The sequence below is a fragment of the Citrifermentans bremense genome, from assembly GCF_014218275.1.
In the GTDB taxonomy this organism is placed as follows: Bacteria; Desulfobacterota; Desulfuromonadia; order Geobacterales; family Geobacteraceae; genus Geomonas; species Geomonas pelophila.
In genome coordinates, this window is record NZ_AP023213.1 from 591,630 (window position 1) to 611,921 (window position 20,292).

General features: G+C 59.6%; 15 protein-coding genes. 10 read left to right on the forward strand and 5 right to left on the reverse strand.

Going from position 1 to position 20,292, the window contains the following annotated elements:
* Nucleotides 1-12: 12 nt before the first annotated feature.
* The 7 genes from murC (at nt 13) to GEOBRER4_RS02520 (ending at nt 9,140) form a co-directional block, all read left to right on the forward strand.
* Nucleotides 13-1,398, forward strand: a complete 1,386-nt coding sequence (murC, locus tag GEOBRER4_RS02490; RefSeq protein ID WP_185244093.1) for a UDP-N-acetylmuramate--L-alanine ligase — start codon at nt 13-15, stop codon at nt 1,396-1,398.
* A 1-nt stretch (nt 1,399) separates the two neighbouring features.
* A complete protein-coding gene (gene murB, locus GEOBRER4_RS02495) occupies nt 1,400-2,302 on the forward strand; it encodes a UDP-N-acetylmuramate dehydrogenase (protein ID WP_185244094.1) in 903 nt (300 codons plus the stop codon).
* An 87-nt stretch (nt 2,303-2,389) separates the two neighbouring features.
* A complete protein-coding gene (locus GEOBRER4_RS02500) occupies nt 2,390-3,307 on the forward strand; it encodes a D-alanine--D-alanine ligase (protein ID WP_085814014.1) in 918 nt (305 codons plus the stop codon).
* Between the two features lie 64 nt (nt 3,308-3,371).
* Nucleotides 3,372-4,196: a cell division protein FtsQ/DivIB gene (locus GEOBRER4_RS02505; protein ID WP_185244095.1), complete on the forward strand. Its 825-nt coding sequence runs from the start codon at nt 3,372-3,374 to the stop codon at nt 4,194-4,196.
* A 16-nt stretch (nt 4,197-4,212) separates the two neighbouring features.
* Nucleotides 4,213-5,448, forward strand: a complete 1,236-nt coding sequence (gene ftsA, locus GEOBRER4_RS02510) for a cell division protein FtsA (protein ID WP_185244096.1) — start codon at nt 4,213-4,215, stop codon at nt 5,446-5,448.
* 110 nt (nt 5,449-5,558) lie between these two features.
* On the forward strand, nt 5,559-6,710 hold the full coding sequence (ftsZ, locus tag GEOBRER4_RS02515; protein ID WP_085814011.1) for a cell division protein FtsZ: 1,152 nt from the start codon (nt 5,559-5,561) through the stop codon (nt 6,708-6,710).
* A 369-nt stretch (nt 6,711-7,079) separates the two neighbouring features.
* The gene (locus GEOBRER4_RS02520; protein WP_185244097.1) at nt 7,080-9,140 is read left to right on the forward strand and encodes a sensor histidine kinase; all 2,061 of its coding nucleotides are present in this window, start codon (nt 7,080-7,082) and stop codon (nt 9,138-9,140) included.
* A gap of 57 nt (nt 9,141-9,197) precedes the next feature.
* On the opposite strand, the gene GEOBRER4_RS02525 is transcribed toward GEOBRER4_RS02520, so the two are convergent.
* The 5 genes from GEOBRER4_RS02525 to GEOBRER4_RS02545 form a co-directional block, all read right to left on the reverse strand.
* Entirely contained in the window at nt 9,198-12,266 is a 3,069-nt protein-coding gene (locus tag GEOBRER4_RS02525) for a DNA polymerase III subunit alpha (protein ID WP_185244098.1), read from the reverse strand.
* 208 nt (nt 12,267-12,474) lie between these two features.
* On the reverse strand, nt 12,475-13,728 hold the full coding sequence (locus GEOBRER4_RS02530; protein WP_185244099.1) for a DNA polymerase Y family protein: 1,254 nt from the start codon (nt 13,726-13,728) through the stop codon (nt 12,475-12,477).
* Nucleotides 13,704-14,480, reverse strand: a complete 777-nt coding sequence (lexA, locus tag GEOBRER4_RS02535; protein ID WP_185244100.1) for a transcriptional repressor LexA — start codon at nt 14,478-14,480, stop codon at nt 13,704-13,706. The genes GEOBRER4_RS02530 and lexA overlap by 25 nt, the downstream gene beginning before the upstream one ends.
* 621 nt (nt 14,481-15,101) lie before the next feature.
* Nucleotides 15,102-15,509 carry a DUF2513 domain-containing protein gene (locus tag GEOBRER4_RS02540; protein ID WP_185244101.1) on the reverse strand — a complete coding sequence of 136 codons (408 nt, stop codon included), beginning with the start codon at nt 15,507-15,509 and terminating at the stop codon, nt 15,102-15,104.
* 26 nt (nt 15,510-15,535) lie between these two features.
* Nucleotides 15,536-16,501, reverse strand: a complete 966-nt coding sequence (locus GEOBRER4_RS02545; protein WP_185244102.1) for a hypothetical protein — start codon at nt 16,499-16,501, stop codon at nt 15,536-15,538.
* 1,044 nt (nt 16,502-17,545) lie between these two features.
* Between GEOBRER4_RS02545 and GEOBRER4_RS02550 the strand changes: the two genes are divergently transcribed.
* The 3 genes from GEOBRER4_RS02550 to GEOBRER4_RS02560 all read left to right on the forward strand — a co-directional run bounded on the left by GEOBRER4_RS02550 (nt 17,546) and on the right by GEOBRER4_RS02560 (nt 20,237).
* Nucleotides 17,546-18,295, forward strand: coding sequence for an SDR family NAD(P)-dependent oxidoreductase (locus tag GEOBRER4_RS02550; protein WP_185244103.1), 750 nt, complete (start codon nt 17,546-17,548; stop codon nt 18,293-18,295).
* Nucleotides 18,295-19,335 (forward strand): AraC family transcriptional regulator, encoded by a 1,041-nt coding sequence (locus GEOBRER4_RS02555; RefSeq protein WP_185244104.1) that lies wholly within the window; start codon nt 18,295-18,297, stop codon nt 19,333-19,335. The genes GEOBRER4_RS02550 and GEOBRER4_RS02555 overlap by 1 nt, the downstream gene beginning before the upstream one ends.
* Nucleotides 19,336-19,409: 74 nt before the next feature.
* Nucleotides 19,410-20,237 (forward strand): SDR family NAD(P)-dependent oxidoreductase, encoded by an 828-nt coding sequence (locus GEOBRER4_RS02560; RefSeq protein WP_185244105.1) that lies wholly within the window; start codon nt 19,410-19,412, stop codon nt 20,235-20,237.
* The last annotated feature ends 55 nt before the right edge of the window (nt 20,238-20,292 follow it).

Consider the following 20,292-nt stretch of genomic DNA (forward strand, 5'->3'; position numbering starts at 1 on the left):
AGGGAGCGTACCGTGTACGGAAAAATAGAGAGAATACATTTCGTCGGCATCGGCGGCATCGGGATGAGCGGGATCGCCGAGGTGCTCCTGAATCTGGGGTACAAGGTTTCCGGCTCCGACCTGCGCGGCTCGGAGATCACCCAAAGGCTCGAAAGCCTCGGAGGGGAGATCTTCTTCGGGCACGCAGCCGAGAACGTGGCCAACGCCGACGTGGTGGTCATCTCCAGCGCCGTCCACGACGACAACCCCGAGGTGGTCGAGGCGCAACTGAGGCTGATCCCGGTGATCCCCAGGGCCGAGATGCTGGCCGAGCTGATGCGCATGAAGTACGGCATCGCGGTGGCGGGGACCCACGGCAAGACCACCACCACGTCCATGGTGGCGACCATCCTCTCCAAGGGGGGGATCGACCCCACCATCGTCATCGGCGGAAGGCTCAACTCGCTTGGGACCAACGCGAGGCTGGGACAGGGGCAGTTCCTGGTGGCAGAGGCGGACGAGTCGGACGGCTCCTTCCTGCTCCTCTCCCCCACCATCGCCGTGGTCACCAACATCGACGCCGACCACCTCGATTTCTACAGCGGCATCGAGGAGATCAAGGACACTTTCGTCGAGTTCATCAACAAGATCCCCTTCTACGGGCTGGCCGTGCTCTGCCTGGACAACGGCAACGTGGCCGACGTCCTGCCGCGGGTGAAGAAGCGCTTCACGAGCTACGGGCTGTCGGCCCAGGCGGACTTCCGGGCCACCGACGTGCGCCTCTCCGGCTTCTCCACGAGCTTCGTGGCGCATCACAAGGGGGTGCGTCTGGGAGAGATCACCTTCTCCATGCCCGGGGCGCACAACGTGCTGAACGCGCTGGCCGCGATCGCCGTGGCGATGGAACTCGACATCCCGTTCGAGACCATCCAGGAAGGGTTCGCCGGGTTCGGCGGGGTGGGGCGCCGCTTCCACCTGAAAGGTGAGGCGAACGGCATAATGGTGGTGGACGACTACGGGCACCACCCGACCGAGATCAAGGCGACCCTGGCCGCGGCCAAGTCCGGCTTTGCTGAAAACCGCCTGGTCGTCGTGTTCCAGCCGCACCGCTATTCGAGGACCAAGGAGCTCTTCGAGGATTTCGTCAAGGCATTCCACGACGCAGACGTCCTGATCCTCACCGACATCTACCCGGCGGGGGAGGCCCCGATCGAGGGAGTGACCGCCGAGGCGCTCGCCAACCGGGTCAGGAGGCACGGCCAGAGGGACGTCACCTGGATCTCCGACCGCGACAAGCTCTGCGAGCACCTGGAGCGCGTGCTTGCTCCCGGCGACATCCTGCTCACCCTCGGGGCCGGCAACGTCTGGCAGGTGGGAGAGACCATGCTGCAGCGGCTCAAAGCCGCGTCGGAGAGCTGAGTTGATCCGGGGCCAGCTGGAACAGGCTGCTAATGGTGTGCGCGGCACGGTTAAGTGGGACGAGCCGATGTGGCAGCACACCTCGCTCAAGGTCGGGGGTCCCGCGGACCTCTACCTCGAGCCCGCCGATCTGGCCGACCTCCAGGAGAGCGTGGAGAGGCTCATCGCAGCCAAGATCCCTTACCTGGTGCTGGGCGGGGGGTACAACCTGCTGGTGCGCGACGGCGGCATCAGGGGATGCGTCATCTCCCTGAAGAAGCTCGACACCCTGGAGACGCAGCCGGGCGCGAGACTGGAGGCGGGCGCCGGGGTGACAAATTCCACCCTCTGCCGCTTCGCCGCGGAGCACTGCCTGGGTGGGATGGAGTTTCTCTGCGGCATTCCAGGCAGCTTCGGCGGCGCGCTCACCATGAACGCCGGCGCCCAGGGCGGCGAAACGCTGCAGCGGGTCGAGACGCTGACCACACTGCGTGAGGGAAAACTCCTGGTACGTAAGGCCTCGGAGCTGGAATTCGGCTACCGCTACTTAAGGCTCTTGCCAGGGGAGATCGTCCTGGGGGCGAAGCTCAGGCTCGAGCCTGCCGAGCGCCGGGTCATCGAGGAGCGCATGGCCGCCAACATCGCCAAGAGAAGCGGGACGCAGCGGGTCACCTATCCCAACGCCGGTTCCTTCTTCAAGAATCCTGCGGGGCGGCATGCCTGGGAGTTGATCGACCAGGCGGGGATGCGCGGCGTGACCGTCGGCGGCGCCCAGGTCTCGGAGGCACACACGAACTTCCTGGTCAATCGCGGCGGGGCGCGTGCCGCGGACTTCACTTCCCTGGCGGCGCTGGTGAAGCTGAGGGTGAAGGAGACCAGCGGCATAGAGCTCGAGGAAGAGGTCCGACTGGTGGGCGAAGAGTAGGGCTCGCCGTGCTAGCAGGTTGCAGACGGTGAATAAAGTCCCCTCCCCCCGCTGTGGGAGGAGACAAATACGAGAGGATGGTTGGCGATGACGGTAGAGGAGCTGAAAAAAAAGAAGATCGCGGTGCTGATGGGTGGACTTTCCGCCGAGCGCGAGGTGTCCCTTAACAGCGGCAAGGCGGTCCTTGCTTCCCTGGTCAGGCAGGGGTTCCAGGCGGTCGGTATCGACGTCGGTCGTGACCTTCCTAAGCGGCTGGCCGAGGAGCAGGTGGAGGTTGCCTTCATCGCGCTGCACGGACGCTTCGGCGAGGACGGCTCCGTACAGGGGCTCCTGGAGCTGATGGGGATCCCCTACACCGGTTCCGGGGTGCTCGCCAGCGCGCTTGCCATCGACAAGATCGCCTCCAAGGTGATCTTTGCCTCCGCCGGGCTGAAGCTCGCCCCCTACCAGGTGCTGCGCCGGGGCGAGGAGCTTCAGCTCGCCAACCCGCTCCCGGTGGTGGTGAAGCCCTCCCGTGAAGGCTCTTCGGTCGGAGTCGGCATCGTGCGCGACCCCTCCCGGATGCAGGCTGCGCTCGACGAGGCGTTCCGCTACGATTCGGAGATCCTCATCGAGGGGTTCATCGACGGCCGCGAGGTGCAGGTCGGCATACTGGACGGCAAGGCGCTCGGCGCCATCGAGATCATCCCCAAGGGGGAGTTCTACGACTACGAGGCCAAGTACACCGACGGCGGCGCGCAGCACATACTCCCGGCGCGCCTCCCCGAGGCGGTGTACGCGGAGGTGCTTCGGCAGGGGGAGAAGGCGCACGCGGCGCTTGGGTGCGACTGCTACAGCAGGGTCGACTTCCTGGTCACCGAGACGGGCGACTGCTTCCTCCTCGAGGTGAACACCCTCCCGGGGATGACGGACTTAAGCCTGCTTCCCGAGATAGCGGGGGGAGCCGGAATTTCCTTCGGCGAGTTGGTGCTGCGCATACTGCAGGCTGCTTCGCTGAAGATCTAGCGGCACGAATAAGCTGCGATGTTATTCAATGCTTCCATGAAATAACTTTTTCGACGGTAACCGAATGCGCGATCTCCATGCCAAAAAACAGCGGGTGCCCCACAACAGGGTCAAGAAACCGCCCAAGGAACGCAAGCCCATCAACTGGGCGCCGATCCTGAAGTTCGCCTCCAGGGGTGTCGGCGGCGCCGCTCTCTGCGCCGGCCTCGGCTTCGGGGGGTGGCAGCTCTACGACCTCGTGTCGCGGATGACGCTGCTGCGCCTGGAGGCCATAGAGGTCTCCCCCCTGAAACGCGTATCGCGCGAGGAGGTCGTCACCCTGGCAGGGGTCAGGCCCGGCGACTCGATGCTGAAGGTCGACCTGAAGACCGTGGTGGCGAGGCTCTCCAAGAACCCCTGGCTCGAGCAGGTCCAGGTGCGGCGCTTCTTCCCGCACACCCTGTCCATCACTGTTTCGGAAAGGACGCCCAAGGCCGTCGCCAACGTGGGGTGCCTCTACTACCTGGACGAGAAGGGGGTGCTCTTCAAGTCGCTGGTCGAGGGGGACCGTCTGGACTACCCCCTCATCACCGGCTTCACCGAGGAGGATCTGGCGCAGGACCCTAAGGGGTCCCAGGACGCGCTCAAAAACGCCCTGGCCCTGATCGACACCCTCAAAAAGGGTGGCGTCTTCAGCCTGGACGACATCTCGGAGATCCATTACAGCAAGGGGTACGGATTCACCCTGTTCACAATGCAGGGGGGGGTGCCGGTGAAGGTAGGCAACGGCGGGTTCAGCGAGAAGCTGACGCGACTGGCCGGCATCTACAAGGAACTTCAGCCGCAGATGCAGGCGCTCGACTACATAGATCTTGATTACGCTGACAAAATCATAGTTAAAAAAGTGTAGGGAAAAGGGGGGGAGCATGTCCACAAGAAGGGATAATCTGATCGTAGGCCTCGACATCGGCACTACCAAGATCTGCGCCATAGTGGGGAATCTGACCGAGGACGGCATCGACATCGTCGGCATCGGCACCAGTCCTTCCAAGGGGCTCAGAAAAGGGGTGGTGATCAACATCGAGAGCACCGTCGCCGCCATCAAGAAGGCCATCGAGGAGGCCGAGCTCATGGCCGGCTGCGAGATCAAGTCGGTCTACGCGGGGATCGCCGGCGGCCACATCAAGGGGTTCAACTCCCAGGGCGTCATCGCCATCAAAAACCGCGAGGTCTCTACTGAGGACGTAAAGCGCGTCATCGAGGCCGCGAAGGCGATCGCCATCCCGATGGACCGCGAGGTGATCCACATCCTCCCCCAGGAATTCATCATCGACGACCAGGACGGCATCCGCGAACCGCTGGGGATGAGCGGCGTGCGCCTGGAGGCGAAGGTGCACATCGTCACCGGCGCCGTGGCGAGTGCCCAGAACATCGTCAAGTCCTGCAACAGGGCGGGCCTCGAGGTCGCCGATATCGTCCTTGAGCAGCTCTCCTCCTCCGAGGCGGTGCTCTCCGCGGACGAGAAGGAACTCGGCGTGGCCCTCGTCGACATCGGCGGCGGCACCACGGACATCGCCATCTTCGTCGACGGCGCCATCAAGCACACCTCGGTCCTCTCCCTTGGCGGGAACCACCTGACCAACGACATCGCGGTAGGCCTCAGGACCCCGATGGCCGAGGCCGAGCGGATCAAGCAGAAGTACGGCTGCTGCCTCTCCTCGCTCGTGGGAAAAGACGAGACCATAGAGGTTCCGAGCGTCGGGGGGAGAAAGCCCCGCATCCTGTCCCGGCAGCTCCTCTGCGAGATCCTGGAGCCGCGCGTCGAGGAGATCTTCACCCTGGTGAACCGCGAGATCGTGAAGAGCGGCCTCGAGGACTCCATCGCCTCGGGCGTCGTCGTCACAGGCGGCTCCACTATCCTCGAAGGGATGCCGGAGTTGGCCGAGCAGATCTTCAACCTCCCGGTGCGCCGCGGGCTGCCGCAGCGGATCGGCGGGCTCACCGACGTCGTCAATTCGCCTGTCTACGCGACCGGCGTAGGCCTCGTCGTCTACGGCAGCAAAAACGTCGGCGTGCACGAGTTCCCGACCCAGCAAAGCGACGAGACGGTGTTCCGCAGGGTGAGCCGCAGGATGAAGGATTGGTTTGGAGAATTTTTTTAAGAGAAACACAATATGTAGTGATTTAGGACTTCCATTACACAACTAAACGTAGTATAAATCCGGCTAATATTTTTTAGCCACCGCCGGGGGGCGCGACCAGGGAGGAGTTCATGTTTCACTTCGATGAGAGCATCGATCAAAGTGCGAAGATAAAGGTAATTGGCGTAGGCGGCTCCGGCGGGAACGCAGTCAACACCATGATGAGCGTAGGTATCGCGGGGGTCGATTTCATCGTCGCCAACACCGATGCCCAGGCGCTCAGGCTGTCCAAGGCCCAGGTGAAGATCCAGATCGGCACCGAGCTTACCAAGGGACTTGGGGCGGGCGCCAACCCGAACGTCGGGCGCGATGCCGCTCTCGAGGACAGGGACAAGGTCCACGAGGCGCTCAAAGGCGCAGACATGATCTTCATCGCGGCCGGCATGGGGGGCGGCACCGGGACCGGTGCGGCACCGATCATCGCCGAGGTTGCCCGCGAGCACGGGGCGCTCACCGTGGGCGTGGTCACCAAACCGTTTTCCCGTGAAGGGCGCCAGCGTCTGGCCAAGGGCGAGGACGGTATCAAGGAGCTGAAGAAGCACGTCGACTCCCTGATCGTCATCCCCAACGACCGTCTGCTCGGCCTGGCCGGCAAGTCCATGTCCATCCTCGACGCATTCAAGCCTTCCGACGACGTGCTGCGCCAGGCGGTGCAGGGTATCTCCGACCTGATCACCCAGTCGGGCCTGATCAACGTCGACTTCGCCGATGTGAAGTCCATCATGAGCGAGCGTGGCATGGCGATGATGGGGATCGGCATCGGCTCCGGCGAGAACCGCGCCATCGACGCCGCCGTCAAGGCCATCTCCAGCCCGCTGCTCGAGGACATCGACATCTCCGGCGCCAAGGGCGTTCTGGTCAACATCTCCGGGTCCGCCTCCATGACCATGGACGAGTTCGATGCGGCCAGCAAGGTGATCCACGAGAAGGTGCACGAAGACGCCAACATCATCGTCGGTCTGGTCATCGACGAGACCCTGGGCGAGACCATCAAGGTCACCGCCATCGCCACCGGCTTCGGCGACCGTTTCGACCTGGAGAAGGGGCGCCACGAGATGAAGAACGTGGCCACCATGGTGAAGCCGGTCGAGAGCAGGCTGGAGGTCCCGACCTTCATCCGCGAGAAGCAGCAGCGCGAGACCCAGGTGCGCCAGCGCAGCTTCCTCTCCGACGACGAGGATCAGTACGACATCCCGACCTTCCTCAGGAAGTCCGTCGACTAATCCCCCACAGACAAGCAATGAAAGCCCGGCCTCCTCAAGGAAGCCGGGCTTTTTTTATTTTGCGCGGAGCGCTCCGGGGCGCGAGTGGGTCTGCCCTGGAATGAAAGGTGAGGCTGCTGCGTCCGTTCTCTGAGAGCCTGCAGCATGGAACATTCAAAAAACTGGTTTATGTCTCCACCAAAGGTGGACGTGAACTAGCGTTCCCCCCTTTGCAAGGGTGGACAGGGGGATTTGCAGTACGGAAAGGTCGGATTCCTTTGTTGCCATTAAGCCCCTAAAGCAAAAGGCGAAGATACCGATAGGTAACAATGGTCTTCATTAAATCCAATGGACCACTGCCGGAAACCTCCGGTTCGGGGACCCGACGAGATGTCCGATCAACCGCTTTACAACAGCAAGATAATCAACAACTTCGTCTCATTGCTGAAGAAAAAGCATCCGGACGTGGACGTGCGCGAACTGCTGGGCTACGCGGAGATAACTCCTTACGAGCTGAGCGACGAGGGGCACTGGTTCACCCAGAAGCAGGTCGACTGTTTCCACGACAAGCTGTCCCAACTCCTGGGGGGGGATGACCTCGCCAGAGAAGGTGGTCGCTACGCCGCCTCGGAAGAAGCCATGGGTGTCATGGCCAAATACACCTTCGGCCTGATCGGGCCGGCCAACACCCTGGTCGCCATAGGCAAATGCGCCTCCAACTTCACCCGCTCCGCAGTGTATCAGTCACGCAGGATAGCCGAAAACAAGGTCGAGATCACCGTCACCCCTCACCCCGATGTCGAAGAAAAGCCTTTCCAGTGTGAAAACCGCATCGGCTTTTTCGAGGCCATCGTCGAGATGTTCAATTACGCCATCCCCGCCATAGAACACCCCGAGTGCATCTTCACGGGGGGCTCGTGCTGCCGGTACGTAGTTTCCTGGAAAAAGACCTGGTACGGCAGGGTCAGGCTGATCAGGAACCTCCAGGTGCCGGTCGTGATCATCCTCTACGTGGTGCTCAACCACTTCTACCAGGTCGGGCACCTTGCGGAGACGCTCATAGCGCTGGCCTTCATGCAACTGGGGGCTTCCTACCTTGCCGAGCGGCTGGAGAAGAAAGAGATACTGACCACCCTCGTCAGCTTGCAGGAGTCAACGGAGCAGATGGTCGGGCAGATCGGCGTCAACTACAACAACGCGCGGATGGTGAACGAGGTGGGGCAGGCCCTCAGCAAGCAAAGCGGCATCGACGAGGTCCTGGGGAACGTCATCGGCGCCATAGAGAAGCGGCTCGGGTATGACCGCTGCCTCATCATGCTGGCCGACAAGAGGAAATCGTGCCTCAGGTTCCGCACCGGATTCGGCATCAACGACAAGCAGTTGAACGCGCTGGAAAGAGCCTCCTTCGATCTCACCGACCCCGGCGCCAAAGGGGCTTTCGTAACCAGCTTCCGGGAACAAAGGACCATGTTCGTCGATTTCTCACAGGTGAAGCAGCTTCACTCCGAGCAGAGCGTCAACCTCTCCGAGGTGCTGGAAGCGCAATCCTTCATCTGCTGCGCCATCGTCTACGAGGGAGAGTCGCTGGGGGTTCTGGCGGTGGACAACATGAAGACCCAGAGGCCGCTGACTCAAAGTGACATGAGTCTTTTGACCGGTCTCGCCCCCGTCATCGGCATGAGCCTCCGCAACGCCATGCACCTAGAACGTGAAAGGAGGATGGCGGAGCAGATCCAGCAGTCGCAGAAGATGGAGGCCGTGGGATTGCTGGCGGGAGGGATTGCACACGATTTCAACAACCTGCTTACCGGGATGATCGGTTACGTCAGCCTGGCGCAGTTGACCCTTAAGGAGGGAGAGCCCGCGGCAAAGTACCTGGAGCAGGTCGTCTCTGCCGCCGACCGTGCCGCCGACCTCACCCAGAGGCTGCTGGCCTTCAGCAGGAAGCAGATCAACCACCCGGAACCGGTCGACCTGAACCACATCGTGAACAATCTGAAAAAGCTGCTGAGCAGGCTGGTCACCGCGCAGATTGAGCTTAAGGTCGAGCCGTGCGAAGGCGTGTTGCCCGTCGTAGCCGACGCAGGCCAGATCGACCAGGTGGTCATGAATCTCGTCACCAACGCGCGGGACGCCATGCCCGCCGGAGGGACGCTCACCATCACCACCGAGGCGATGGAGCTGACCGAGGATTGGGTCGAGTCGCACGGCTACGGCAGTATCGGGTCCTACGCCGTATTGTCCGTTATCGACACCGGGACCGGCATGGACGAGGTGACCAGGGCGCACGTTCTCGAACCGTTTTTTACCACGAAGGAGGTGGGGAAGGGGATCGGGTTGGGTCTCGCCATCGTGTACGGGATCGTGAAGCAGCATGAAGGGTACCTGGAAATCAGCAGCGAGCCCGGCGCAGGGACCACCTTCAACGTCTGCCTCCCGCTCATTAGCTGATCCACCTTCGCTCTACGAGCTACGGCGGACACGTCGACGGTCCTGGCGTCCATTTACTCACCCGTCCAGAAAACCAACCCACTTCACCCTGAGCGTCGCCACCCCGAACTCCTCTTCCACAATCCCCTTGAGCAGGTAGGGGCGCCGTTGCGAGAGCTTCCGGCAGAACCTCGCGTAGACGTCAGGAAAGAAGGTGGCGTCGAATATGGAGGTCACGTCCTCGAAGGAGATGAACTCCATCGGCCTGCCGTGCTTGTCCTCCACCGTCTTCGTGGTGATCCACCACCCCACCATGGTCACCCATTTCCCCGAGTGTCTGATCAGTTCCGACGCCTTGATGGGGCGGTGCCTCTGCCACTGCTCCTTGTAGAGCGCCAGCGGGTGGCGCGACACCAGAAAACCGAGCGCCTCGACCTCCTGCCTGAGCACCAGCTGCGCATCGTAGGGAGGGGGATGCGGCAGCTCCGTCTTTTGCTCGAAGAGAAGTGCCGTCGCCTGTTGCTGGAAGTGAAGCAGCTCCCAAAGAAGGGCCGGGCGCTTTTCCTCACCTTCCAGCGCGTCGAAGCACCCCGCCTTGACCAGCCGCTCGGCATCGGCGCGCTGCAGTCTCGCCCGGTGCAGGAATTCCTTGAATGAGGCGAAGGGGCCCTGTTCCCGGCGCTCCTTGAGGAGACGGTCCGCGCCGTCCCGGGTAAGGCCGTCGATCTGCATCAGGCCGACCCTGAGCGTCTTCTCTTTACCGGTGTAGTGGTACTCGCTCTCGTTGATGTCCGGCGGGAGGATGGCAAGCCCCAGTCTCCGCCCCTCAGAGATGTAGGCGAAGGGCGAGTAGTACCCCCCCTGGTTCGAGATCACCGCCGCGATGAACTGCGCCGGGTGGTTCGCCTTCATGTACGCGGCCTTCCCGCTCAAAAGCGCGTAGCTCGCGGAGTGCGGCTTGCAGAAGGAATAGCCGGCGAAGGAGAGGATCTGGTCCCAAATTCCGAGCAGCACCTTTTCCGAGACCCCGCGCTCCGCCCCCCCCGCCATGAACTTGGCGCGGAAATCCGCCAGCCGCTTCTCTCGGTGCTTCTTGGTGATCACCTTCCGAAGCTGATCACCTTCGCTGGCGGAGAAGCCGGCTAGCTCCATGGCGATCTGGGTGATCTGCTCCTGGTAGATCGCTATTCCAAGCGTCTCCCCCAGCACGCTCTCCAAAAGCGGGTGCAGGTGCGACCAGGGCTTTCCCTGGAGCCGCGCCACGTACTCCTGGATGAAGCTGTTGGCCGCGGGCCGGATGATAGACGAGGCCTGCACCAGCACCTCGAAAAGGTCGTGCCGGAAGGTCTCCGGCGGCGCCGTCGTGCTCCAGATCTTTCGCAGCAGCAGTCGCACCGAAGGCGATTCAAGGTAGAAACAGCCGATGGTGAGGCCGCGGCGTAACAGGCTTTGCGTTCTCTCATCCTCCAGCGGGCGCCAGGTTGCGTAATCGATGTCGATTCCTTTTTGTTCCTTCACCGCAGCCATTGCGTCGCGGATTACCGCGAGCGACCGGTTGCCCAGGATGTCGATCTTAACGAGCCCCGCGTCCTCGGTCTGGTCCTTTTCCCACTGGATCAGCGGCAGACCCTTGTGCGAGATCTCCACCGGGACGTACTTGCGGATCTCGTCCGGCACGATGACGAGCCCGCCGCAATGCAGCGACAGGTGGCGCAATTGCCCGTTCAGACGCCGGGCCGTGGAGATGATCTCCTGCCAGTCCGACGAAAGCGTTTCCCCCTTGAATAGCGGGTGCCCGTTCACCGCAGCGGCGCTTTGTTCCGCGCGCCAAAAGCCCGAGATACGCTCAGTCATCTCCTTGATCTCGTAGTCCGGCAGGCCGTAGACCTTCGCCACCTCGCGCAGCGCCGATCTCCCCTTGAAGCCCACCTGGTTCGCCACCATGGCCGCCCGTCTCGCGCCGTAGCGCGCGAAGGCGAAGTCCAGGATGGCGTCGCGCTCGTCCCAGGGAAAGTCGACGTCTATGTCCGGCGGGTCGCTTCTCCCCTCGTTCAGGAAGCGCTCGAAGAATAGGTTGTGCCGGATGGGGTCGACATGCGTTATTCCCAGGCAATAGGCGACGAGAGAGGCCGCAGCGCTCCCCCTGCCGCAGGTTCTTTCCGACTGTTTAGTTAGTTCCTCTACCACCAGAAAATAATGAGAGAACCCCTTGTCGCGGATAATGGAGAGTTCCTTGTCGAGGCGGGCCTGCACTTGGTCGGTGATGCAGCCGTAGCGCCAGATTGCCCCCTGGCGTGCGCGCTCCAGGAGCGTTTCGAAGGCCGCCTCCGTACCGAGTTCTCGGAAAGCGGGGAAGATGATGCTGGAGAAATCCCAATCCGTCTTGCAAAGCGAAGCGATGCGAAGGGTGTTTTGCAAAGCCTCCGGGCAATGGGGGAAGAACTCCGCCATCTTCTGGGGCGGGTATAGCACGTCCGACTCCGTCGCCGTCATCTCCGGCTTGAGGCGTGAGAGCTTCGTGTTCAAATGAATCGCCCGCAGCACCCGATGCAGGTGGAAGTCGTCGAGGGGTGGGGTGAGGGTGTCCGACCCGACAGTGACGGAGCTAAATGCATCCGAAGGAGGAGCTTGCCGTCCGTAGCGCGTAGCGCGAAGGAGGGCTCTTGAAGTCGCCACAGGCGGCAGCCTGAGGTCCCGTGCCAGCGTCAGGGCGGTGTGCATGGCGTGACCCGGAGACAGTTCGACGAACAGCCCCTCGTCGGACTGCTGTTTGAGAACCGACAGGAGCTTCCGGTCGTCGCTCAAAACGATGATGCCGCGCCGGTACTCGGAAATAGCCTGGACGAGGTCGAAGTTCTTCTGGCAGTGCAGGTCAGAGATGAGGCGGGAGATGTTGGCGTACCCCTCCTCGTTGCTGGCAAGGAGGACCGCCCGGTTATTTTGTGTAACCGCCTCCGTCCCGATGATAGGGGCGATGCCGGCCTCCCGTGCTACATCCAGAAAGCGCGGCACCCCGTAGAGCCCGTTGCGGTCCGTGATGGCCAGCGTCTTGAAGCCCAGGAGAGCCGCGTGAGAGCAGAGCGCCTCAGGTGAGTGCACCCCCCAGTTGGGCGAGAGCGAAGAATGTGCATGGAGATGGATGAACATAAGTACTTAAAACCTTAAAGGCTCTCACCACAGAGGACACAAAGGTACACAGAGGGAAATCTGAGGACGGCAAAAAACCTCTCACCACAGAGGGCGCAGAGGCACATGGGGGAAAATCTGAGGAAAAGCTTTTTCTGGTAACCCCAAAGTCTCTCTGAGACCTCCGTGATCCTCAGTGACCTCTGTGTTCCGCCTTTCGGTTGTGCTTTTAGCTTCTACTGGTCAACGTCATGTATTTGTTCTGCTCCGGATCCCACTCAGGGGGCGGCTCGCTGGATAGGGTCGCCTCACGGCGTGGCGCCAGCCCCTTGCCCCAGCGCACCGCGTCCCGCCCATGCTTTTCCCGCAATAGATCCAGTGTTTCCTGCAAATCGGCCTGCTTCTGCGACACCTGGGCCGTAACCGGCGCGAACAGGTCCATCTGTCCCGCTTCCCCCGCCACCTGGTCGCAGCTAAGCCGCAACCCCTTCACCCTCTGCCGTCTCTTGCAGGTAGTGAAGAAGAGATCCTCCACCGCCGCCAGCAACTGCAGGTCGAGAGAGGTCGGCGCCGGCAGCACCTTCTTTCCCTGCTGGCTCACACCGTCCGCGTACATCACCGAAAGCGTCAGCTTGCGTGCCCCCTTGCGCAGCCGCCGCAATCTGAGCCCGCACGCTTCGACCAGACGCAGCAACTCCGACAGCAGAACCGCATCATCGTTCTCCTCCTGGTCCAGCAACCCCTCCTCCACGATCTCTGTACAAAGCCTGGGAGGCTGTACCGGAGACCTGTCGATGCCGCAGGAGCGGTCATGCAGAAGAGGCGCAAAAGGTCCTACCGCCAGGCGCAGTTGCGGCACCGACAGCGAGGCCACCTGCTCCACCCGCTGCAGGTTCAGATCACGGAAAAGCAGGGTCTGCCGCGATTCACCCACCCCGGGAAGCACCGAAACCGGAAAGGGGGCCAGAAAGCTCCGCTCCGCCCCATGAAAAACGTCGTAGACCCCAGGCTCCTGCATGACATCCGCAGCCACTCGCGAGACCAGCTTGTTCACCCCGGCCCCCGCCATCGCCTCAAGCCCCATCCGGTTGGCTATGGCCTTTTCCAACCGCGCCGCCACGTCCCGCGCCGGCCCGAAGAGTCTGCGCGAGGCCGTGAGATCAAGGAACGCCCGGCCCGCCCCTGGTTCGACGATGGGCGTGAATTCGGCAGAGAGATCAAGGAGCGCCTGGCTTCCCTTCGCCATCAGGTGAGGGTCGGGAGCTATCACTATGAGCGCAGGGCAGGACTTGCGTGCGTGATAGATAGGAGTCCCCGGGTGCACCCCCTCCGCAGCAGCCTCGGCAGAGATGCACTGGAGCAGTGCCCGTTCCGAGTTGAGCGGAGCCACCGCCACCGGCCGGCCGCGCAGGCTCGAGTCGACTACCCGGGCCAGCGCGATGGGAAAAGCGGGAACCGTTATGTGGAGGATTTCCCGGTCCACTTCTTATAAAACCTCATGGAGCCCACCAGCACGCCCCTGATATGAAACTCGTCGTCTTCAGTCACAGTTATGGGGCTCATCGCCGAGTTAGCAGGCAGCAACTGGATCGAGTTCCCCTTACGTACGTACTTCTTGATCGTGATCGAACCGTTTACCTCGGCGATCACCGTCTGGCCCGTTTCCGCCACGGCCTGAGGGTGCACCGCAACGTAATCGCCGTCCATGATGCCCATCTCCACCATCGAATCGCCGCGCACCTCGTACACCACGTTTCCCGGTCCCGCCATCGCCGAAGGAACCTCGATGGCGTCCGCCAGTTGGAAGGCCTGCACCGGCCTCCCCGCCGCCACGATCCCCACCAGCGGCAGTTCCATTCCTATGACCGGTGCTGCAGCCGGCGTTTGCAGAGTATCGCCATTGCTCTCAGTAAAAGGCTGCAGCTCGACTCCCAGATTTGTAAAAGATTCTGCTCGTAATTCCGGGGAACTTGAGGGGGATTTGCCCAGGAAGCTCTGTCCGAGAACTCGCGTTCCCCCCTTTGCGAAGGGGGGATTTGCCAGTTGCAGTCCCCGTTTCGCATTCCACTGGCGAGTCAGGTGCCCGTCTTTCTCCAGAGCGCGCAAGTAATGCTGCACCGTCCCCAGCGACCCGAAGCCGCATCCCGAAGCGATCTCCTGCTGCGAAGGCTGGAACCCGTGCCGCTCCACGAATGAAAGAATGAAATCAAGGACCCTCTTCTGTTTAGGCGTCATCTCTCTCCCCCCTGATCAGGCTTGCGAGAATACTCGTAAGTTTATCGCAAGTCAAGAGGGGGAGAAATGGTCAGCAGCATTTGTTGTTGGTAGATGGTAGAAGTGGATGCGACTCGGAACAAGAGGATGCGACTCGGTAGAAGTGGATGCGACTGAAAAGAGGGGGAAGAGAGGCCTTGGAAAAATTGCGGCGCGGATTTTTCCTCGTGTGGACCAGCGTCGAAATCTAACCCGGGTCGGCGTCCAACCGTGACCCACCTGGTTATCGAGGTCCAGTGAGTTACAACCTTTTGGGGGTGGGTCACCACAGTGCCGATCGGGTCGGATATGAATTCCGGTTCACACCCATGTTAGCGACAACGGACTCAAGAGGGCAACAGCAGGCGTCGTGACGATGCTGGACAACGTTGCGTGAGATGCTTATCCCCCTGCCCTCGTAAGGGCAGGGGGGAATTGCAGCTGGTCAGTCTAGCCTGGCAAAGCCAACCGTACAGCTACCGCGCTTGATCCACTGGGTGACAGGGGACGTGATGGCTCCGAGGTGGAACCAAGCCAGGATGGAAGAGGAACAGGTTTTTCTGCCGGGTACCAAGATGGACGGTGCTGAACCATGCAGAACAATCAACAGCCTAATAGCGTTTGAACCTTCTGCTTTGCATATCCCGTAGCCAAATCTACAGCAACATTTTTGATAACACTCAGGCCAGCCCCTTTGAAATTTGTTTTGATCTGATCCATTACACCCGGCTGTTGAAGTGCCTCGATGAATTCGTGACCCGTAGCCGTCAACCGCAACGGCACAACGGACCAGGTGCGACAACCATTTCCACCGAGGATATAACCAATGCCACCTTTTGAGCTTTTACTTTCGATAAAACCTTTGTCTAAAAGTATCTCCATGTGAAAGGTGAACTCATCGGTTTCATATGGAAAGCCTCTGGTGGCTAGCTCTTCGATATCAGTAAGCGGACCTGACGAATCCTGAAAAGCCTCAAGAAGAGCTTTCAAATAATCCTGATCGATTTTCACAAGCACATCCTTTTCATTCTCCGTAATCAATTTGTAGCGGTAAGGTGCTTTTGCACTAGCTGCTTTTCGATGGCATTCAGTCTACTTTGGCACACATCGGCATCAAATTTCTGGCAAGCGCTCATCGGAAAATTCTTCCTGAATTTGCTCTTGTACTGTCCTTTTCCGTCAGCGATTTGAGAGTCGTACTCGATATCCATGTTAACGGCATCAAGCCGAGCGATCGGATTTACAACTGCAAATTTCCTCTCATATGACTGATACCTTTTCAAGCCCTCTCTTAACTGCCTCTTACCTTCGATGCTTCCGCACACCTGACATATCAGGGACTGCTTGATGTAGTCCGGCTCTGCACAGGCCCACTCTTGCGCCGTTGCCACCTTCTCGTGGTACAGGCGTTGTTGCTCTTGCTCAGCAGCCAGCGCCTCTTGTTCCTCCTGAGCTTTCTTTCTGGCTTCGTCATCCTTACGGCGCTGCTCTTCTCTGTATTTCCGAATTGCCTCAAATCTTGCAACCTGAGCCCGCTCCCGCTCCTCCTGTTCAAGCTTCCTCTGCTCCGCTGCTAGTCGAGCTTCCTCTTTCCGCTTTTGAATCCGTACGTTAACTTTATCCCTAACCCCATTGATGGCGTCGACCAACTTGTTGCTGAAGGGAATCTGAAGAGGTAATAATCGTGAGTATTCGTGAAATTCATCTATGAGGCGTTGTTCGTTGAATCCGGTAGCGTTCTGAAGCTTATCGTAGGTCTCAAACATGCCCAAGATGGGATCATACATGTCCAGTATCTTGTAAAAGGTGTCGGAGTCTTGCCGCAGCATCTGTTGGAGTACGTCATGAGCGCCCTGTCGGTCGCGCAAAAGGAGCTTTTCCTCCAGGACGGTGAGGTCCGTTCGATCATTTTGAAATATTTTTTCCACAAAGGTAGTGAGGTCCGCGAAGCAAACAGAAGGCAGTGCTGTTAGCATAGCAAGAATGATGATTATGGTCCTCATGGTGTTCGCCCTCTGATGGTTACGGAAGAGATAGAGTGATCCTATAACACATAAATGATGGCTCATAAAGATCTATTTGAGGCAGTGGTAGTGGGAGCTAAACCAGCCGGTTACGATTCCTCGACCGTGCCCAACTGCGACTGTATCAGGCAAGACAGAACGTGGGGCGGCGGGCGCGGAGGACGATGGCTGCGCGCGGGGGAAGTAAAAAGGAGAGCCCTTCGGGCCTTCCCCATTCACAACGGTCAGGCGGAGTGCAAGCCCTGGGAGGCGGCGCACGGAGGGGATAGTTTGGTGCAGGAGGCACAAGGACACCTTGGGGGGAAAGGGGGAAGGGTACCGGAAAAGGACCGGATGACCCGGAGGGGAAAAAGGAGCCTTGTGGGCGAAAGTGGTTACGGGACTGAAGTTTGAACAGCCGAGGCGGTAGTCGGGGGCTAATTCGAGAGAGGCTAGGTGAGGAAAGGTTTCTTTTATGTGGACCGGAATCGGATCGGTGACAAAAGAAAAGGGGTCACCGTTTTTACCGTAACCCTTCTTTATTATGATCGGAATGAGAGAATTCAAACCTCCGCCGCCTGTTCCCGAAGCAAATGCGCTAACCTAGCGCGTTTCCCTTCATTGAGTTCCGGCAGGTAAGATCAAAACCCGCCAAGGCATACAGTCGCGCTTAGTTATGCCAGAAAGAAAGATGGTCTCGCCTTCTTATTCCGTTGGCAGCAAATAGCCTCAATCCTAATTCACTGATATCACATGGTGCCGGTCTCATTATCTCCTACCATCTACCAGTTGTGTGGGTAAAATCTCCAAGTAGATCCCACGGGATACAAGTGGATCAGAATGGGGACCGGCAGATGTCGGAAGTTCACATTAGGTGAGGATGAGAGTGGGATGTTCCTGGAGAGAATCCTCTGGTTAGTGATTTGGCGTCTTTTGCAGGTTTTTTGGCGTTATGTGCATATTATCGCCAGAGGCAAGTTGCTATACTGGTTTTACCTCGGGGTAAGCATTTTAGGTTTCCACTAAGCGACAAAGGAGTACGTTATGACAAATTCAGTTGCTCTCATTACCGGTGGTGCTACTGGCATCGGCAAAGCCACCGCCAAAAAACTCGCCAGCAAAGGTGTATCAGTTGTGATCAGCGGCCGTCGCCAGGAGTTGGGGAGGGACGCCGTCAAGGAAATCGAGGCGGTCGCCACAAACGGAGCTCAAGTGCGCTTCATCCAGAATGACATCACCGATGAAGGAGCCGTAAAGGAGCTAATTGCCCAGATCGTCGCTGAGTTCGGTCGTCTCGATATGGCAGTGAACAATGCGGGCCTGTACAACGAAGCGGCTACTATTGACAAGTCAAACACAAAGAACTTCCAGGACATGCTTGAAGTGAATGTCCTTGGGGTTTACTACAGTATGAAGTACGAAATCGAGCAGATGAGGAAGCAAGGCTCGGGCGCCATCGTAAATCTGGCTTCAATCGCTGGCTTAAACGGCATCCCACAAACGGGAACCTACGTGAGCACGAAGCACGCTGTGGTAGGCCTGACCAAAGCCTCGGCCATTGATCATGCCGCTGAGGGGATCCGCATCAATGCAGTGGCGCCTGGCGCCATCAGGACCGACATAATAGCGGCGCAAATCGACGCGGATGAGCAAGGGCTTGCAATGATGCACCCAATCAAGCGCATCGGCAAGCCGGAAGAAATCGCCAATGGTATCGCGTGGCTGCTGTCGGATGAGGCAAGTTTTGTGATTGGCCACATCCTGAATATCGATGGCGGGTATCAGGCGCAATGATGCCCGCTAACCGCTCCCTGGACAAAATAAAGATTCCTACAGCATTCTGGGAAGGATTGCGACGTGTGGGAATTGCGCCTGCGAACCTGATAGGCTCTGCACAGATTCCTGTGAGTGCCATTCAAGACGGTGCATCAGTCTCGACAGCGCAGTTCTTTGCCATGTGGCGAACTCTGGTGGACATCAGCAACGACCCCGCAATCGGTCTTCGCTTAGCAATCGGGTTGGAATGTGCCGTTATGCCCCCATCCTTCCTCGCGGCTTATTACGCGCGGAACTTCCGTGACGCCTTGCAGCGCGTGGCACGATTCAAACGCCTATGTGCCCCGGAAGAGATAGTCATCAATGAGCGCGAGGAGCGCTGTGATATAGCGGTGAAATGGGCGCACGCCGAGGGCTTGGCCGCACCTCCTGCACTGATAGACGCGACCTTCGCCTCCATACTTGAGCTGGGGCGAAAGGGAACGGCTGCGCCGCTCGTCCCCTTTTCGGTGGAGTTGGCACGTCCCGAAAGCGCAAGAGACTTCTACGAACAATATTACGGCTGTCGCGTCCGTTTCGGTGCGGAGGCCAACCTTCTGAGCTTCCACCCCGCCGACCTCGAAAAACCCTTTGCGAGCTACAACGCTGAACTACTCGACATCCTGATCCCCGAATTGGATCGAAGGCTAGAGCAGCAGTCGCACCGGGCCACGCTAGCCGAGCAGATCAAATGGGTTCTGCGTCGGAGACTGACCGCGGGCCGTCCCGATATCCGCTCTGTTGCGACCGAACTGGCCATGAGCGAGCGTTCATTACAGCGCAAGCTGACCGAGGAGGGGTTGACCTTTCAAGGGCTCCTCGGCGAAACCCGCCATCAGCTTGCTCTTGAATATCTGGCAGACGAAACGCTCACCATCATAGAAGTGGCTTACATGCTGGGCTACGACGATCAGAACTCCTTTTTCCGCTCATTCCGCCTCTGGGAAAACCAGACTCCTTCGGCCTGGCGTGCCCAACAACGCCACCAGGCCCGGCTTCAGCCTGACACACAGAGTTGACGCTGATTTCTGTCCTTGACGCCAACTGCCTTTGCAGGTGGCCACCACCCTTTACCTATTTAAAGGAGCATCAAATGGCAAAAGTTTGGTTCGTTACCGGTAGTTCCCGCGGCCTCGGCCGCAAGATCGCTGAAACCGCTTTAGACGCAGGAGACTCGGTAGTTGCCACCGCACGCAAGGTGGAAGACCTTTCCGCATTGGTCGACAAGCATGCAGATCGAGTGCTGCCGCTCGCTCTTGACGTCACCGACATCGACGCGGTACACCGTGCCGTAAAGATCGGACACGAGCGCTTCGGTCAGTATGATGTCGTCGTAAATAACGCGGGCTACGGGAACACTGCTGCCGTTGAAGACATGACTATCGAAGATTTTCGTGCCCAGGTGGATACCAACTTTTTCGGTGTCGTCTATGTAACGAAGGCGATGATACCGATCCTGCGCGAACAGGGCAGCGGCCATATTTTCCAGGTCTCCTCCATTGGTGGGCGTATCGGTTCGGTCGGGTTAAGTGCTTACCAAAGCGCCAAGTGGGCCGTTGGTGGTTTTTCGACCAGCGTTGCGCAGGAGGTCGCGCCCTTTGGTGTAAAAGTCACCATTCTTGAGCCGGGGGGCATGCGGACGGATTGGGCCGGAGCTTCGATGTCCATCCCTCCCATCAGCGCACCGTACCAGCAGACCGTTGGCCTCTTTGCCCAAATGCTGCGGGATTTGACCGGGAACGAAGTCTCTGATCCGGTCAAAGTCGCCCAGGTCATCCTGAACATTGCTAACCGTCCGGATGCACCTCTTCATCTGTTGCTAGGAACAGATGCGGTGCAATACGCAGGGGCTGCGGCTAAAGCGCTGGCCGAGTCGGATGCCCTGTGGCGTGACCTCAGCGTTTCGGTGGCTGTTGACTAACAGGGCTGAGGAGTAGGGATAGGTTTACCCGTGAATGATGGCTCGCGAAATCACA